This is a genomic window from Staphylococcus sp. HMSC077D08, from assembly GCF_001837945.1.
Taxonomy (GTDB): Bacteria; Bacillota; Bacilli; order Staphylococcales; family Staphylococcaceae; genus Staphylococcus; species Staphylococcus epidermidis.
On the sequence record NZ_KV834805.1, the window covers coordinates 1 to 16,506 of the forward strand.

The following is a 16,506-nucleotide window of genomic DNA, read 5'->3' on the forward strand; positions in this document are numbered from 1 at the left end:
GTTGACATATTGTCATTCAGTTTTCAATGTTCTTTAACACTTACAATACATTATTGTAACAAATGGAATTTATTAAGTCAAGAATTAATTTATATTTTATTTCTTGTCGATTCTTAATTAATTCAACAAATAACATTTTATAATGTATTGATTTTAATTTCAATAGTCAAAATTACACTTTGTTAACTAAATTTTAAAGTTCTTAACTTTTTCTTTTCAATTAATTAAACTGCTTTTGACGACTTTTATATAGTATCAAGATATAAACGTAACGTCAATATTTATTGTTGATTTTTTAAGTTAAAATTTACTTAATGAGTGAATATATATCTACATATAGTACATTATAATTATATAGTGTAAATACTTTCGTTTTGTACATCTGCAAAACGAAGTCTTATGTAAAAAAAAAGAGGCTGTACAAATTATTACAGCCCCTACTACTTATATACGATTAATTATATGAAATTGCTAAACAGTCATACTATTTCATCATTATTTTATCTCAATAAAACTTCACAAAAGTATCAATAATGACTAAATTTTTATTTTGCTTCTATGAACTTACTTTCATCAATTTTCTTCTTCTTTGCAATCTTTACATACTCCATATATTTCCATCCGATGATGAGTAACATCAAAATCTGTTACATGTTGAGCTAATTGCTCTACTTCATCCAATTGTGGATAATGGAAGTCAACGATTTTACCACATTTTTCACATATAATGTGGTAGTGATTATGTGTATTAAAATCAAACCTACTAGATGAATCACCATATGTTAACTCTTTGACTATACCAATATCTTTAAATACTCTTAGATTATTATAGATAGTAGCAACACTTATATTAGGAAATTTAGGTGAAAGTGCTTGATATATTTCATCTGCTGTTGGATGTGAATGTGAAGATATAAGATAGCGCATAATTGCTTGTCTTTGGGGTGTAATACGAACGCCCGCTTGTCTTAATGACGCAATGGACTCTTCAAGTTCATGATCAATAGATTCAAGTTCCGCACTCACTTTTTTCACCATCTTTCTAAATAATAATTATTATTACTTAATATTAATATAACTGTTGCTATAAATAAATGTCAATAAATACTTGCTATTTTCAATTAGTAACCATAATCTAAGTCTACTTTATTCTCAATTACATCATAATTATTGAGAAAATGCTCAAGATTCTTTTTGAAAATATCCGTAGCTTCTCTATTATTATTAGAATCATTACCTGTAATATGAGCAGTTATAGTCACATTGTCTAAATCATATAAAGGATTATCCTTACTAAGTGGTTCTTTTTCAAAAACATCCAAATAAGCATGTCTGATTAATCGATCCTTGAGTACATTGATGAGCATTTCCTCATCAACAATTGTTCCCCTTCCTACATTTATAAATAAAACATTATTGTCCATTTGTATGAAATGTTTTCTTTTTAATAAGTGAATTGTTTCTTCAGTTTCAGGTAATGCATTAACAATAATATTCGCCTTTTCAATAACATTATCTAACTCTTCAATTGTATATACTTCATCAAATTGTTCAACATTTTTTCCTGACTTACTAACCCCTATCACTTTCATTCCAAAAGCTTTGGCTAAATAAGCAGCCCTTTGTGCAATCGCACCTGTTCCCAATAACAATAAAGTCTCTTCGTTTAATCTTTTACCAGTAATTCTGGAGTCATAATTTTTTTCAATTTGATTTCTATAGGAAGTTTTCATTTTTTTATAATCATCCAAAATGAATGTCATTATATATTCAGAAACTTGTTTAGCTTGTATACCTTTACCATTTGTTAGAATGATATCTCGCTCTTTAATATAATTTAACGGTAAATTATTTACACCTGTTGCAAACCATGCAATCCATTTAAGGTTGATACAATGTTCGATAAAGTGACGATCTATTTTGCCATCATAACCTATTAAAATGTCCATAGTTTTTCTATCATTGATTGGGATATTTATAGCTTTGTCATAAAATTTAAATTCTTCGTTTGGAAATTGTTTTCTTAATTCGTTTTCTATTTCATTTAATCTATTTAAGCTAACAATTTTCAAAATTAACCCTCCAGAATATTTTTTATTGTTTCAATTTGCGTTTTTACCTTTACATTTTCAATCACATCAATAATGTTACCATTTTCATCGAGAATAAATGTTGTTCTTACAATCCCCATATTCTCCTTGCCAAATGATTTTTTCAATTGGTAAACCCCTACTTTATCAGCAAGTTGATAATCTTTATCTACAAGTAAGTCAAAATTCAATTGATGTTTTTTTATAAAATTTTGATGTTTCTTTTTAGAGTCTGTGCTTATTCCATATATATCTACATCAAGTTGGTTAAAATCTTCAATGTGATCTCTAAATTCACAAGCTTCAGTAGTACACGTTGGTGTATTATCTCTTGGATAAAAATAAAGAATTGTTTTACGACCTTTAATTGTTTCATTTGAAATAAAATTACCATCTTGATTTTCTAAAGAAAAAGAGGGAAATTGTTCACCTTTACTAATCATATACTCACCTATTTCTTAATTGTGTTGCTTTTATGATACGATATTAATTGAAAATATTAAATAAAAAGAGGTTGATAGATATGAAATTTACTGAAAGCGAACGTCTTCAGCAACTTTCTAATGAATATATTTTGGGAGGTGTGAATTCACCTTCACGGTCGTATAAAGCAGTAGGTGGCGGGGCACCAGTAGTAATGAAAGAAGGTCATGGCGCTTACTTATATGATGTAGATGGTAATAAATATATCGACTATCTACAAGCTTATGGACCAATAATAACTGGTCATGCACACCCGCATATTACCGAAGCAATCCAAGATCAAGCAGCAAAAGGTGTGCTTTATGGGACACCTACTGAATTAGAAATAAAATTCTCAAAAAAACTTAGAGAAGCTGTTCCTTCTTTAGAAAAGATCCGTTTCGTAAACTCAGGTACTGAAGCAGTTATGACGACAATTAGAGTTGCTCGTGCTTACACTAAAAGAAACAAAATTATTAAGTTTGCAGGCTCTTATCATGGTCATTCTGATTTAGTTTTAGTGGCAGCTGGTAGTGGACCTTCTCAACTTGGTTCTCCTGATTCTGCTGGTGTCCCCCAAAGTGTTGCACAAGAGGTTATTACAGTACCGTTTAATGATATAGAATCATATAGAGAAGCTATTGATTATTGGAAAGACGATATTGCAGCAGTATTAGTAGAGCCGATTGTGGGTAATTTTGGGATGGTCATGCCACAACCAGGCTTCTTAGAAGAAGTAAATAAAATTTCTCATGATAATGGAACATTAGTTATCTATGATGAAGTTATCACTGCTTTTCGTTTCCATTATGGTGCAGCTCAAGATTTATTAGGTGTTAAACCAGATCTCACAGCTTTTGGTAAGATTGTTGGCGGTGGTTTACCAATTGGTGGCTACGGTGGTCGACAAGATATTATGGAGCACGTTGCACCACTAGGTCCAGCTTATCAAGCCGGAACAATGGCCGGTAACCCGTTATCAATGAGAGCAGGTATTGCTTTATTAGAGGTTCTTGAACAAGAAGGTGTTTATGATAAACTTGATCAATTAGGTCGTCGTCTTGAAGAAGGGTTACAAAAATTAATAGATAAGCATCAAATTACAGCAACAATAAATAGAATCTATGGCTCACTGACATTGTATTTCACAAATGAAAAAGTTACGCATTATGAACAAGTTGAAAACTCTGATGGAGATGCTTTCGCTCAATTCTTTAAATTAATGTTGAACCAAGGCATTAATCTCGCACCTTCTAAATTTGAAGCGTGGTTCTTAACTACAGAACATACTGAAGAAGATATTGATCGTACACTAGAAGCAGCTGATTATGCATTTAGTAAAATGAAATAACCTACAGTATGAGAACTTGACACATTACCTATGTGTTCAAGTTCTTTTTATGTTCAATTATGAATTAACTGTTGAAAATTTAATTGAAATTTGCGTTTTCACTTTTCTTAAGTAAAATTTATGATAGTTTATAAAATTTAATAGCTTATAAAGTACAAAATAAAACTATTTACTTAATTTCTTAAAATTTTTCATCTAAAAACCACATTGCATATAGATAAACTTGATTATTTAAGTTCAGGGGTGTATAACAATAATGAATGAGAGTATTATTATTACTCAAAATAATTAAAAGGAGCATTTAATTTGAGACTTGGAGCTCGGATTTTCAAAACTGGTATAGCCATTATCTTAGCTATGTCTATCGCTTCTTTACTTCCTGATAATATTGGTCTAAAAACGTTAGCAGGTGTCAGTGCAGTAGTTGCCATGCAACCAAGTGTTTATCGCTCAATCAAAACTGTTTCTGAACAAGCTATTGGTAATGTGATTGGTGCACTACTTGCAGTAACAATGGTAACGATATTCAGTGATAATTTCATTATCATGGGCGTTACCGTTATTTTACTCATTGCAATTTTGTTCCAATTTAATCTAGCTCATGTAGCAACACTTGCAAGCGTAACTGCTCTTATAATTATGGGGCAACATACTGGTTCTTTCTATGTTGCTGCATTTTTTAGATTTGTACTAGTGATGATTGGTGTATTGAGTTCTTCTATTGTCAATCTAATTTTTTTACCTCCTAAGTTTGAAACAAAAATTTATTATAATTCAATGAATATTTCTTCTGATATATTTGTGTGGTTTAAACTTGTACTCAATGACACATCAGAATTTCATAATATTAAACAGGATGGTGATCAACTAAACTCACGCATCAATAAATTAGAAAAGATTTTCGACTATTACAATGAAGAAAGACCATTAACAAAAAAACATATTTATCAACAGAATAGAAAAAAAATACTATTTAGAGAAGTAGTTAGAACGACTAGACAAGCATATGAAGTGCTAAAACGAATGTCACGATATCAAAATGATTTATATCAACTAAATAATCAATTACTTTTACAAATCAAATTAGAACTTGATTCATTAGTTACTTTACATGAACAAATATTTAAGAGTTTATCTAAAAAAGCTAGATATGATGTCACTCAACTAGATTATGAAGTTGACAATCCTCAGAAGAAAAACTTGATGGATGCTTTTCAGCAAGAATTAATTAAAAACCCACATCAGACGCAATATTCTTATAGCAATATGATGCAAATTATTGCTGAAATTGAAGAATACAGATATCAACTTGAACACTTAGATCGCATCCGTTTAAGTTTCTTTACCTATCACCGTTCTGATACTGATATAGACATTTCAGATGAGGACTTTGACTTATAATACAATGGTAAATCAGAATTTTATTGGATTAACCAGTGAAATTCTACTAGTTAGCTGTTTTGACTATAGGTAAAATAGTTCTTATTTTTAATAACTGCCAACAGTACAAAAATGCCTGAGACAACAACAGTCTCAGGCATTTTCAATGTTTTATAAATTTTGAATACTATAAAGATGCTCATATGCACCGCGTTTATTAATTAATTGTTGGTGTGTGCCAGTCTCAACAATTCGTCCATTTTCCATTACAACTATCCTATCTGCATGAGTAATTGTCGATAAACGATGTGCAACAATTAATGTTGTTCTATCCTTACTTAAAACATCAAGTGCTTCTTGAATAATTGCTTCACTCTCTAAATCCAATGCACTTGTTGCTTCATCTAATATTAAAACAGGAGGATTATTTAAAAAGATACGTGCAATTGACAACCTTTGTTTTTGTCCACCTGATAATTTAACTCCACGTTCCCCTACTTCAGTATCATATCCATTCGGTAAGTTTGAAATAAAATCATGGGCATTCGCCATTTTTGCAGCTTCTACGACTTCATCATCAGTCGCATCAGGCCTACCCAACAAAATATTCTCCTTAACAGTATCAGAAAAAAGAATATTATCCTGTTGTACTAAGCCTATTTGATTCCTCAAACTACCAGTTAGGAACTCTTTAACATTATGATGATCGATAAGTATTTCACCTTGAGTCACATCATAAAATCTTGGTATAAGATTAATCAAAGTAGATTTTCCTCCACCACTCATACCTACAAAAGCTACAGTTTCACCTTTGTTAATTGTTAAATTAATATCGTGTAATACTTCTTTTTCATTTTCATTATATTTGAAACTCACATGTTTTAAATCAATTTGACCCTCACTGATTTTAATTGGCTGTGCTCCAATGCCATTTTTGATGTCGTAATCCTCATCCATTAATTGAAATACTCTGTCCATAGATGCAAAACTTTGTGTAAGTGTAGTAAATGAAGATACTAGTCTTCTAAGTGGTCCAAATAATTGTTCTAGATAACCGACAAATGCTGCTAGAGTTCCGACAGTAATCGACCCGGTAATTGCTAAATATGAACCCACGCCAATCACAATTATTGGACCTAAATCTGTAACAGTATTAATAGCAGCAAAAGAATACGCGTTCCATCTTGTATGTTGGAATGCTCGTTGTAAAAAGTTTTTGTTATGGTTATCAAAATTTTTCGCTTCATTGTCTTCAATAGCAAAACTTTTAATAACAGACATTCCTTGAACCCGCTCATGTAAGAAGCCTTGTACTTCTGCTAGAGCTTGTGAGCGCACACGTGTAAGTTTACGTAATCTTCCAAAGAAAAAATAAACAGTTAAAATATAAAATGGAAAAATAAAAATAGCAGCAAACGTCAATTTTACATCAAGGAAGAACATAATAGAAAGTGCGATAATAATCGTTATACAGTCAAGCCAGATATTCATCAATCCAGTAAGAATGAAGTCTTTTGTTTGTTCGACGTCATTAATCACTCTTGAAATGACTTGACCGACTTGATTATTTGCATAAAATCGAGCACTTAGTGCTTGCAAGTGATTATACAATTGTTTACGAATATCATATAGTATTTTATTACTTGTCCATTGAGCTAAATATTGTCTAATAAACTCAATCGGCGGACGAACAATTAAGAATATAAATAATGCAATTCCTATTGCTACACCAAGGTGACTAAATTTTTCTTGATTTGTAAGCGAATGATTATTAATCACGCCATCTATAGCATATTTAATCAATAAAGGTATGAGCATGGGAATACCGAATTTAATAATTCCTACTATAATTGTTGCAATAATACGATATCTATAAGGTTTTACAAACTTTAAATATCGTTTTATCATGCGCCTTCCCTCCTAATAATTTGAAAATGAAGAGAGGTTGGCACATTGCATTTGTATACACTTTAAAAATAAAAGATACAAATGTTAATGTCTCAACCTCTAATACACGAAGACACTCTATCAGATATTAAGTTAGAAAGATGAACTAACAAATTATCATTGTTGTTACACTTCATTTATGAATTTTTATAGATTACTTTTACAATATAAATTATTTTAATCTTATTTACATCTATTTTGCTTAATAATCTCTAATTTTTTTATAACGTTCTTTCCATACTTTTATAAAGTCAGGAGCAAAAGGCCCCTTTTTTTGTTCTATCCATTGTTGTAAAATATCAACATTTCTTCTTAAAATAATATCGATATCATGAGGGTAATTCATTTGGTTCATATGTTGCTCGTACTCATCTTCATCAAGTAAATGATATTTTCCGTTCGGATAAACTTTGATATCTAAATCATAATCAATATATTTTAAAGCTTCTTCGTCACATGCAAAAGGCGAAGATAAATTACAATAATAATAAATACCATCTTCTCTAAACATACAAATAACATTAAACCAATATTCAGAATGAAAGTATACAATTGCTGGTTCTCGAGTAATCCATGTACGCCCGTCACTTTCAGTTACTAAAGTGTGATCATTACCACCAATAATCACATGTTCTGTTCCCTTTAAAATTGTGGTTTCTGACCAGACACGATGAATATTACCATCATGTTTATAACTTTGAATCTTAATATTTTCTCCTTCTTTAGGTATGGATTCCTTTACCATACTCCACACCACCTTTATCGTATTTAACCATTTAGATTATATCATATTTTAATATGCTTGATTAACCTATCATTTATAAGTGGCATATGAGATTGATGTTTATAAATTAACCTTCAATAAACTTATATATTTTATCCATTGGTACGGGAAATGTATACTTATCCCTATCATCTAAATTAAACCACGTCATTTGTTGAGGTAAATCATTCTCCTGTATATTAAGAGGTGCTGTAACATTGTATACTTCAATATCCCATGTAAGATGGGTAAATTGATGTTTTAATTTAAATACTGGTTCGTTAATTGTTTCGATTCTTTTTCCTAAATCATCAGATATCACATCGTTTGCATTTGTTTGTTCTCTCATTGGAAATTGCCACATACCGTTAAGAAGTTTTTCTTTACGCTTTTCAAGTAAATATTGACCATTATCATTACGAATCAGAAAAACTTTTTGCTCAACGTTTTTCTTATTTAAATTTTTAGTTTTTACTGGTAATTCTTGTGCAGTCCCCATATGAAATGCCTCACAGTGTTCTTGAATAGGACAAAACAAACACAATGGTGATTTTGGAGTACATACTAACGCCCCTAGCTCCATCATCGCTTGATTAAATGTTCCCGCATCCTTCAACACATATGGGTGTAATTCTTGTTCGAATGCTTTTCGAGTAGACTGTAACTTTATATCACGATAGTCATTGTTTAATCGTGACCATACTCTAAAAACATTACCATCGACAGTTGCTAAAGGATGGTTGAAAGCTATACTCATGACCGCCGCCTGAGTATATGGACCCACACCTTTTAACTTTTTAAATGTTTCAGGATCGTATGGTACCTCACCATCATAATTATTATTAACTTCTTTTACGGCAGTATGGAAATTACGCGCTCTGCTATAATAGCCTAAACCTTCCCAATACTTCAACACTTCATCTTCACTAGCTTCGCTCAACGACTGAATTGTAGGGAACCTATGTATAAATCTATAGTAGTAATCTATAACAGTGTTTACTTGCGTCTGTTGTAACATCACTTCACTTAGCCAAATATAATAAGGATTAGTCGTTTCTCTCCAAGGCATATCTCTTTGATTTTTATGAAACCAATCTTCAATATCTTTTTTAAAAGAATTTTCTAGATACATAAAACCTTCCCTCTCTATTAGTTTCATAAGAATGTATTATTAAAAGCATTCTTATGTTAACTTTAACATGACTCTATATTACATTACTTAGTATATGTTTATTTAAAGTAAGTTAATTTTGTTATTTCAACTTTTAGATTATAATATATATTAAACAAAGAAGAAAAGAGTGAGCAATTATGGACACAGCCACACATATCGTTATGGGTGTGGGTCTTACAGCTTTAGCAACGCAAGATCCAGTTATGGCAGGATCATTTGCTGCTACTGCGACGACTTTAATCGCAGGTTCTTTAATACCAGACGGTGACACCGTACTGAAACTAAAGGATAATGCGACATATATTTCACATCACAGAGGAATTACACATTCATTACCTTTTACAATATTATGGCCTATATTAATTACATTTTTTATATTTGTAATATTTAGTCACACGAACCCCTTACATGTATGGTTGTGGGCACAACTAGCAGTGTTTTTACATGTCTTTGTAGATATTTTTAATTCTTATGGTACTCAAGCATTGCGTCCCATAACTAACAAATGGATTCAATTAAGCGTGATTAATACCTTTGATCCGATAATATTTATTATTTTAAGTATCGGTGTCTTATTGTGGATATTAGGTATTCATCCATATATTGTTTTCTTTCCAATCATATTAATTCTCATAGGCTATTATATTGTAAGATTTAAGATGCAAGCAGCAATTAGAAAACAAGCACTTCAAAAAATTGAGCAATCGCATACACCAGTAAAAGTATTCGTAGCTCCAACAATGAAATTTCATGTATGGCGGGTCGCAATACAAACAGATAAGCATGATTATGTCGGTGTTTCCAAATGGAAAAATGTAGTTTTCACTGATAAAGTTAAACGCCAGTCTATGACTCCTGATTCGATATTATGGAAAGTTAAAGGTAATAAAGATATTTATACATTTTTAAACTTTTCTTCAATTTATCGTTGGCAAACTACGCCATTAGATGATGGCACAACGGAAATTCGACTTATGGATTTAAGATACTTAAATAAAGGTCGTTATTCTTTTGTAGCTATTGCACATTTAACACATGAAAATGAAATTGATCACTCTTATATTGGGTGGGTATTTAGCGAAGATAAATTACAACGTAAATTATTTTCATAATATATTTGAGTGTTACAAAATTCGTATTAACTACGATGCTAATATTGAAGAAAACTTGATATGAAAGAATTTCAATTTAGCCATCGACTGCCTATAAGTTAAGAATGCCTCAGACTTTAATTGATGTCTGAGGCATTCTTAATTTAATAAAATATCGTACACTTTATTGAACTATTTATTTATCTAAATTTACGTTTCAACGTTCCTTTTCTTTATTCTTTTTCTCTTTTGAATAACTCTTTTGGTTAGATTGGCTTTGATATTTATCAAATGCTATGTGACGCACAAGCGCATAATTAATCACACACATGATTCCAATTAAAATAATAATATATAAATGATAAGGTAAATTGCTCATACTGACTGTACCAAATACTATTGCTTGCGAACTACCATTTACGAAATAATACAGAGGATTTAACATCATAATATGATTAATCACATTTAAATTTGTCTTAGGGATGTATGTAATTGGAACCATAAAGAAACTGATAGCACTTACTATAATAAATATCAGTTTTACATGTTTAATTGCATAATTCAGTAAGCCCAACATTATCGAAGTCACACTGATAAAAATGGCTATAATTACTAAATAATATAAAAATGAAAGTATTGATGCTTCAAAATTCACAGGCTTAAGGATAATAATAACTATACCCAGAATAAGTATTGTTATTAAACCTAACATCGCTATAACTATAGTAGGTGTGACAGCAGATATATGAAATGACTTCATGACAACGAAATCTCTGATATAGTACTTATAAGCTATATAAATAGATTGTATAATTATGCTGAATATGATGAGTGATGAAATTCTGAATAACCAACGCACTTGAACAATATCAGTAGTATGGTTAAAATTAAAAAATCCTTCTAATGCTAGAATAATTACTAGTCCTATAATTAGGCTAATTGCAAACCACTTCCATGTTTGCTTAAGCCTTTGAGTACAAAAACTAAAAAGATGTGGTAAGTTTTTAATATATACAATTAAATTATCTATCATTTTCACACCTACAATTCAATATAAATCCATTTTTCTTCTTTCATGTCAGCGATAAAATAACCGCTTCCATTTTTTGTAATCCATACATCCTTCGTGATATTAAATGTTTTTTTCAATTCCGTTTTATTTGTCATTGGAATAACAAATCCAGACAGTTTATCATTATCACCAAATATCATTTTTATAGGTTGTTGCGTGATCGGTACAACATACTGTTTATCTTTATCAGGTCTAAGCGTTTCTGTTACTTTATCATGTTTTTGATGTAAGTGACTGTTAAAGTACTCTACGTAAGTACTATAATTTGATTTTATATAAGGTGATAATTTCTTAAAAGTATGAGATTCGTATAACCCAGCTGGATTGAAATAAAACACTTGATTTTTACTAATACTATATGTCCTTTGATTCAATTCGACGCGGTACCTTTTGTTATTTTCACCCGTAATTGTAATTAAACTATACTTAGGTACTTTTAAATTTTTAGACCCGTTTAAAGTAACTGATCCATCTAATGCTAATCCATATGCAAGTTTTTCTTCGTAAGTATCTTTATTCTGATTCTGTATGGATGCTTGAGTATTAATATTCCCTAGTTTGACCATACCTAAGTTATTAAAGAAAAGTACAGTCATTAAAACAAGCCCCATCAAAAAGCTGACAAATAATGTCCAAAATCTCACTAGAAATTTTGGTGGCTTAGCATGATTATAACGTTCTATTCTTTTGAAATTATAAGTCATTTCAGGAATCCGAGATCGATTCTTCTTCCAATCATAATCAAAGTTCTCAATTTCCATTTCTGATTTTAAACTATTACGATCTTTTTCATGTTCTCTAAAAGTTGGTAACACCTGATTTAGAGAACCTTCCTTGCGTATCTGGCCATGTGATACCCATGTTATGTAGTTGCTTGTTTTACTTATCTTTTCTATATCATTATCGATTAAGACTAGAGTTTTATTTGCTTCAATATAATCTGTTGATAAAATGGAAGCTCTTTCTATAAATGTTTCATCTAAATGTGATAAAACGTGATTTAAGATGATAATATCGTTTTTTGAAGAACGTGCAATACTAAGTAAAAGTTGTGCGTATGATTTTTCGCTTAAATTAGAAACCTTTTCCTCTATGTGATCACCTAAATGTGCCCAATGAATAATTTGTTCAACTTTATGCTCAGTTACTTCATAAGGAAAAAGTTGTACGAGTTCGCTCACATATTGGCTCACAGTTAAATTATTAATCTTTCGATCATCAATATCACCGAAATACAAGTTTTTAGTTCGAACAACCTTACCTTTATCAGGTTTCACTGAACCACTTAAAATTCGACCAATCAAAGTTTTAGAAGATCCAGGTTCACCGATTATACCTAATGCTTCACCTTGATAAATGTGCAAAGAAATATTATTTAGGTTGATGTCCTCGGCATCATAACCCAATGGTCGATACCATTTTTTTGAACTATGATTTCTATAGTAATGTGTTACCTTGAGTAATTTTAAAACTATTGAGCTTCCCATCAATTATACATCCTTCTAAAATTTTAATAATGCTAATGGTAGACCTTCCTCAGGTTCACTACTGTTTATTCTAAACCCCCATGCAAATACACCCTTGAGTCGTTCTACTTTAAAGTACTGTTTACTACCATCATTGAGTTTATAGATTTTTCCAGGTTCAATTTTATTGCGATCCACTAGATAGCTTTCTGCTATAATCACTTTACTTTGATAAACATCATATTCATTCATAATGCCATTCATCTCTGCTTTACGCATTTTTTCTTTAAATAATTGTATTTCATGTCTAAGTTCTTGCTCGGACATTTCACTCATTTTCTTTTTATTCATACGATATACCACTTTCTTCTAATTTAGATTTAATTTTATCATAATTATAGCCTTTTCTCATAAGTGCCTCTATGGTTTTAATAACACTTTTATCACTGTCATATTTTTTACAATTTTTATTATAGACTTTCTCTAAATCACGTTGCAATAAATGGTCTAATGTTTCTTCGTCTTGAGAAAAATCTATTTCATTCATAACTAGTTGAATCGTTTCAAGATTATATCCTTTTTGGAGAAGTGACTGTGTTACTTTTTGCTTTACCTTTGCTTCAGGGCCTTTTTTAGACTTCATCACTTTTTTACCAACTTTAATAACGTCATCTAATGGTTGTTGTTGTTCATATGCTTTGACATATTTTTCAATAATCGTAACTTCAATACCTAATTGGTAGAGTTTTTGTCTATATATTTCTGGCCCTTTATCTGTAGTATGTATCATGGTATTTTTTAAACTTTCTGCGTAATCTTCATGATCAATAAACTTTTCCTTATAGCAATAGTCAATGACATCTTGAATAGCATTACTTTGAATATCGTTTTTTTCTAAATACTGTATAACTTCTCTTTCAGTACGTTTCTTATAAGACAAGTATTGAATTGCGAGATTAACACCTCGACGGTAGTGATCATATTCTTGAATGTTCTGCATATCTGACGGTTCAAGTATTTGATCTTTTTTTAAGTTAAATTTAACTAGTGTATCAATATCTATTCCCATTTCAAATTCTCCATCTAAAAAGAGATTAAAGCGTTCTTTATTCTTTTTTTGTACTTCTATTTTAGTTACCTTTGGCATTTTACTATCCCTACTTCTATATTCAAACGTTTTTTCTTACATATATTATTACACATCATTAGATGTTTCATAAAAGACTTTGAATTTTATATATTTACTTTATGCAATAAAAAAGAAGTAAAACAGATTTCATCCTGTCCTACTCCTTCAAATTTATTTATCTATCGACTCAAAATGTTTTAAAAGATTGACACAACATCATCATTAAATAGTTAATAAAAGTATTGCTTCTATAAACTAATACCAATATATTTATATCATCTTTATTTGTTTGTCGTTTAATTTCCAAGTTGAGACATAGCTTCTTGATATTGTGATTCACTAATAAAATTTTGTTGTTTCATTTTCTCTAAATTGGTTTTAACTCTATTGATGTAATTATTCGACATATCATTTACGTCATACACACTTGGCGCATTTACTTTGCTTGCTAATATGGCACTTTGTAACACACTAATCTGACTCATATTTGAATTGTTTTTATCTACCGTTACACCAAAATAATGATTTGCAGCACCTTCTACAGTATATTGATTATCACCATAATAAATATTATTCATATAAAAACTTAAAATTTGATTTTTACTGTATTGCTTTTCAACTTTACGCGCTACAAACAATTCTTTGATTTTTCTTGTAAAGGATCGTTCATTATCGTAATAATAATTCTTTACAACTTGTTGCGTAATTGTACTTCCACCTTGCACATCTCTATCGCTAATAGTTGAAAACAATGCCCTTGTCGTTCCTTTTATATCAAAGCCATGATGTTTATAGAAACGCTCATCCTCCATTGAAATAAATGCGCCTTTTACATAGTTAGGCATATTTTCGGTAGCAACAAAATCACTTTTATTTTCTATTGATTTTAAATCATCTACATTTGCTCTTGAAGAAATAAAGTACATGACACCAAAAAATATAATCAATAAAATTAATATAGTGATAATTGCTTTTAAGAAAATTTTTTTACTTTTTTTCTTTTTCGGTGGTTTCCCTATTGGTTGATAATACGTATTGTAATGAGGTCGTTGAGACTCATAATGTTGTTCAATATAATCAGCCGTATATTTATCGCTTCTTTTCATGGGTTTTCTCCTTTTCTCAAACTCACCCTTTTAAAGTGAGTTTACCAATTGTTTAACCGTTTAGCTATAGTTAAGTTAAAAAATCAGTCCCAAGGTGTAGCAGTAATTTTAAGACTTAAGTAAAGTCAAAAGTATAATTTATTCATTTATACTCAAGTTGTCATTTAAAAGATATCATTTACTTGTCAAAATTCAGTTTTTAATCATTTATTTGATGCCATAAAAAAGAGACTGTTGAGAAAGTCAAAAACTTTAACAACAGCCTTAATCAATAATTTAAAATCATAATAATGAATGCAAATTAGTTCATTGTAAATCGCGATTTATGCTTCTAATTTTTTTACAATTTCTCTATTGAAGTCATCTAAATCATCAGGTACACGACTTGTTACAATGTTGTTGTCTACCACTACTGATTCATCTACAACATTCGCACCAGCATTTGATAAATCTTTGCGTACGTTAATAACACCCGTAATTGTACGTCCTTTTAAATCGTCAGTATCAACTAATACTAATGGACCGTGACAAATTGCAAATGTTGGAACATCATTTTTAGTGAAATACTTAGCAAAAGTACCATAGCGACCTTCTTCATCACCACGTAAGTGGTCAGGTGAAAATCCACCAGGAATTAATAATGCATCATAGTCTTCAGGTTTGGCATCAGCAATGCTAACATCAACAGTGACTTTCTCACCGTGCTTACCAACAACTTCATGGTTAGCTGTATCACCAATCACTTCTGTTTCAAATCCAGCATTTTCTAATGCTTCTTTAGGACTTGTTAATTCTATATCTTCAAATTCATCTGCTAGAATAATTGCTACTTTTTTTGTCATAATTTGACATCACCTTTCATTTATCTGCTTTTCAATCTAAGTATAGTATAGACAAAAAAATAGGGTGTTAAACATCTATTGCTAAATTTTCCAAATTAAAAAAAGCTAAACTTATTAATATTATTACATTGTCATTCTCCAACCCCAACTTGCTTTGTCTGTTGAATTTCTATCTGAAATTCTCTTTGTTGGGGCCCCAACCCCAACTTGCTTTGTCTGTCGAATTTCTATCTGAAATTCTCTTTGTTGGGACCCCAATACTAAATTATATGGAAACCTTTTATGTTTTAATTATTCAGTGGTTATACGTTAAGAAAGTCTAGGATTGTGATTGATGTCCTAGACTTCCTAAATAATTATTTTGAAACTTGTTTCACTTTTTCTTCCAACTGATCAAGTAAACCAATCCACTCATCAATATCTTCTACACGTACCTCATCCGGATTTACGTGATCAATGTCTTCAATAAATTTGTTTAATCGTGTTTTAATTTGATCAATCGTTTGCTGTTCACTCATTAAATATTGGAACTCCTTTTTACTTGTATTTACTACGATAATATTATCCTAACAGAATTTGACAAAAAGCGATATAATCATAATAATATTCATTGTACATTTTGCACATAATCAA

16 protein-coding genes are annotated in these 16,506 nt (G+C 30.4%); 3 read left to right on the forward strand and 13 right to left on the reverse strand.

Annotated elements, in window-relative coordinates; translation table 11 throughout:
* Nucleotides 1–573: 573 nt before the first annotated feature.
* The 3 genes from perR to bcp all read right to left on the reverse strand — a co-directional run bounded on the left by perR (nucleotide 574) and on the right by bcp (nucleotide 2,533).
* Entirely contained in the window at nucleotides 574–1,026 is a 453-nt protein-coding gene (perR, locus tag HMPREF2663_RS08700; RefSeq protein ID WP_002458536.1) for a peroxide-responsive transcriptional repressor PerR, read from the reverse strand.
* Nucleotides 1,027–1,121: 95 nt separating this feature from the next.
* Entirely contained in the window at nucleotides 1,122–2,072 is a 951-nt protein-coding gene (locus HMPREF2663_RS08705; RefSeq protein ID WP_002458537.1) for a phosphoglycerate dehydrogenase, read from the reverse strand.
* Nucleotides 2,073–2,074: 2 nt separating this feature from the next.
* Nucleotides 2,075–2,533: a thioredoxin-dependent thiol peroxidase gene (gene bcp, locus HMPREF2663_RS08710; protein WP_070846234.1), complete on the reverse strand. Its 459-nt coding sequence runs from the start codon at nucleotides 2,531–2,533 to the stop codon at nucleotides 2,075–2,077.
* Nucleotides 2,534–2,613: 80 nt separating this feature from the next.
* Here bcp and HMPREF2663_RS08715 point away from each other — a divergent pair, with 80 nt between their 5' ends.
* Nucleotides 2,614–3,903 carry a glutamate-1-semialdehyde 2,1-aminomutase gene (locus HMPREF2663_RS08715; RefSeq protein WP_002447425.1) on the forward strand — a complete coding sequence of 430 codons (1,290 nt, stop codon included), beginning with the start codon at nucleotides 2,614–2,616 and terminating at the stop codon, nucleotides 3,901–3,903.
* Between the two features lie 306 nt (nucleotides 3,904–4,209).
* A complete protein-coding gene (locus tag HMPREF2663_RS08720; protein WP_002447426.1) occupies nucleotides 4,210–5,304 on the forward strand; it encodes an FUSC family protein in 1,095 nt (364 codons plus the stop codon).
* Between the two features lie 150 nt (nucleotides 5,305–5,454).
* Here HMPREF2663_RS08720 and HMPREF2663_RS08725 read toward each other — a convergent pair whose 3' ends face one another.
* The 3 genes from HMPREF2663_RS08725 to mutY all read right to left on the reverse strand — a co-directional run bounded on the left by HMPREF2663_RS08725 (nucleotide 5,455) and on the right by mutY (nucleotide 9,125).
* Nucleotides 5,455–7,191, reverse strand: coding sequence for an ABC transporter ATP-binding protein (locus tag HMPREF2663_RS08725; protein WP_002447427.1), 1,737 nt, complete (start codon nucleotides 7,189–7,191; stop codon nucleotides 5,455–5,457).
* 241 nt (nucleotides 7,192–7,432) lie between these two features.
* Nucleotides 7,433–7,975: a nucleoside tri-diphosphate phosphatase gene (locus tag HMPREF2663_RS08730; RefSeq protein ID WP_001830384.1), complete on the reverse strand. Its 543-nt coding sequence runs from the start codon at nucleotides 7,973–7,975 to the stop codon at nucleotides 7,433–7,435.
* A 106-nt stretch (nucleotides 7,976–8,081) separates the two neighbouring features.
* Complete coding sequence (gene mutY, locus HMPREF2663_RS08735) at nucleotides 8,082–9,125, reverse strand: A/G-specific adenine glycosylase (protein ID WP_002495654.1); 1,044 nt, start codon at nucleotides 9,123–9,125, stop codon at nucleotides 8,082–8,084.
* Between the two features lie 179 nt (nucleotides 9,126–9,304).
* Between mutY and HMPREF2663_RS08740 the strand changes: the two genes are divergently transcribed.
* On the forward strand, nucleotides 9,305–10,279 hold the full coding sequence (locus tag HMPREF2663_RS08740) for a metal-dependent hydrolase (protein ID WP_002447429.1): 975 nt from the start codon (nucleotides 9,305–9,307) through the stop codon (nucleotides 10,277–10,279).
* Between the two features lie 196 nt (nucleotides 10,280–10,475).
* Here HMPREF2663_RS08740 and HMPREF2663_RS08745 read toward each other — a convergent pair whose 3' ends face one another.
* From HMPREF2663_RS08745 to HMPREF2663_RS08775, 7 genes are all read right to left on the reverse strand, one after another.
* Nucleotides 10,476–11,291, reverse strand: a complete 816-nt coding sequence (locus tag HMPREF2663_RS08745; RefSeq protein ID WP_002458541.1) for a hypothetical protein — start codon at nucleotides 11,289–11,291, stop codon at nucleotides 10,476–10,478.
* A gap of 8 nt (nucleotides 11,292–11,299) precedes the next feature.
* A complete protein-coding gene (locus HMPREF2663_RS08750) occupies nucleotides 11,300–12,817 on the reverse strand; it encodes an ATP-binding cassette domain-containing protein (RefSeq protein ID WP_002487345.1) in 1,518 nt (505 codons plus the stop codon).
* Between the two features lie 15 nt (nucleotides 12,818–12,832).
* Nucleotides 12,833–13,147 (reverse strand): YfhH family protein, encoded by a 315-nt coding sequence (locus HMPREF2663_RS08755; RefSeq protein WP_001830430.1) that lies wholly within the window; start codon nucleotides 13,145–13,147, stop codon nucleotides 12,833–12,835.
* Nucleotides 13,140–13,943 (reverse strand): recombination regulator RecX, encoded by an 804-nt coding sequence (recX, locus tag HMPREF2663_RS08760; protein ID WP_002487342.1) that lies wholly within the window; start codon nucleotides 13,941–13,943, stop codon nucleotides 13,140–13,142. Before recX ends, HMPREF2663_RS08755 begins: the two co-directional genes overlap by 8 nt.
* A gap of 278 nt (nucleotides 13,944–14,221) precedes the next feature.
* On the reverse strand, nucleotides 14,222–15,031 hold the full coding sequence (sgtB, locus tag HMPREF2663_RS08765; protein WP_002458542.1) for a monofunctional peptidoglycan glycosyltransferase SgtB: 810 nt from the start codon (nucleotides 15,029–15,031) through the stop codon (nucleotides 14,222–14,224).
* Between the two features lie 323 nt (nucleotides 15,032–15,354).
* Nucleotides 15,355–15,873, reverse strand: coding sequence for a type 1 glutamine amidotransferase domain-containing protein (locus tag HMPREF2663_RS08770; RefSeq protein ID WP_002447434.1), 519 nt, complete (start codon nucleotides 15,871–15,873; stop codon nucleotides 15,355–15,357).
* A 356-nt stretch (nucleotides 15,874–16,229) separates the two neighbouring features.
* Nucleotides 16,230–16,391 (reverse strand): SE1561 family protein, encoded by a 162-nt coding sequence (locus HMPREF2663_RS08775; RefSeq protein WP_001830395.1) that lies wholly within the window; start codon nucleotides 16,389–16,391, stop codon nucleotides 16,230–16,232.
* Nucleotides 16,392–16,506 lie beyond the last annotated feature (115 nt).

Bases quoted from the DNA above. Each gene is read 5' to 3' on its own strand.
- HMPREF2663_RS08740 (WP_002447429.1), top strand. From the start codon at position 9,305: ATGGACACAGCCACACATATCGTTATGGGTGTGGGTCTTACAGCTTTA.
- HMPREF2663_RS08770 (WP_002447434.1), bottom strand. From the start codon at position 15,873: ATGACAAAAAAAGTAGCAATTATTCTAGCAGATGAATTTGAAGATATA.
- HMPREF2663_RS08775 (WP_001830395.1), bottom strand. From the start codon at position 16,391: ATGAGTGAACAGCAAACGATTGATCAAATTAAAACACGATTAAACAAA.
- sgtB (WP_002458542.1), bottom strand. From the start codon at position 15,031: ATGAAAAGAAGCGATAAATATACGGCTGATTATATTGAACAACATTAT.
- HMPREF2663_RS08715 (WP_002447425.1), top strand. From the start codon at position 2,614: ATGAAATTTACTGAAAGCGAACGTCTTCAGCAACTTTCTAATGAATAT.
- HMPREF2663_RS08745 (WP_002458541.1), bottom strand. From the start codon at position 11,291: ATGATAGATAATTTAATTGTATATATTAAAAACTTACCACATCTTTTT.
- recX (WP_002487342.1), bottom strand. From the start codon at position 13,943: ATGCCAAAGGTAACTAAAATAGAAGTACAAAAAAAGAATAAAGAACGC.
- bcp (WP_070846234.1), bottom strand. From the start codon at position 2,533: ATGATTAGTAAAGGTGAACAATTTCCCTCTTTTTCTTTAGAAAATCAA.
- HMPREF2663_RS08730 (WP_001830384.1), bottom strand. From the start codon at position 7,975: ATGGTAAAGGAATCCATACCTAAAGAAGGAGAAAATATTAAGATTCAA.
- HMPREF2663_RS08750 (WP_002487345.1), bottom strand. From the start codon at position 12,817: ATGGGAAGCTCAATAGTTTTAAAATTACTCAAGGTAACACATTACTAT.
- HMPREF2663_RS08755 (WP_001830430.1), bottom strand. From the start codon at position 13,147: ATGAATAAAAAGAAAATGAGTGAAATGTCCGAGCAAGAACTTAGACAT.
- HMPREF2663_RS08725 (WP_002447427.1), bottom strand. From the start codon at position 7,191: ATGATAAAACGATATTTAAAGTTTGTAAAACCTTATAGATATCGTATT.
- mutY (WP_002495654.1), bottom strand. From the start codon at position 9,125: ATGTATCTAGAAAATTCTTTTAAAAAAGATATTGAAGATTGGTTTCAT.